Genomic DNA, 392 nt, shown 5'->3' on the forward strand with positions numbered 1-392 from the left:
GCAGTGGAAAATTATCGGTGATGATAAAATTGCTACTTGGCAAGGTGAGCCCCGCGATAACAGCTTTATGCAAGGCTGTTATGCGTGCCACTCGCTTAGAAGCCCGCTTACTGATGGTTTTGATAACAACCAAGCGTTTTTGGACCAATTTAGTCCTTCATTTTTAGAACCTAATTTGTATCACGCCGATGGCCAAATTAAAGAAGAAGTGTATGTATTTGGCTCTTTTGCACAAAGTAAAATGTACAAAGCCGGTGTTAACTGCGTTGACTGCCACGATAAACACACTATGAAAGTTAAAACAAAAACGAATGGGCTGTGTTTACAATGCCATAGTGCTAGTGAATACAACAAACCCGAGCATCATCGTCATAAAGAACAATCAACCGGTG

Annotated in this window: 1 pseudogene; it reads left to right on the top strand. The window is 41.1% G+C overall.

Features of this window, described 5'->3' with window-relative positions:
• Nucleotides 1-392: pseudogene (locus DC53_RS0120880) on the top strand (hypothetical protein); the annotation flags it as partial.

Source organism: Pseudoalteromonas fuliginea (assembly GCF_000690055.1).
Lineage (GTDB): Bacteria > Pseudomonadota > Gammaproteobacteria > Enterobacterales > Alteromonadaceae > Pseudoalteromonas > Pseudoalteromonas fuliginea.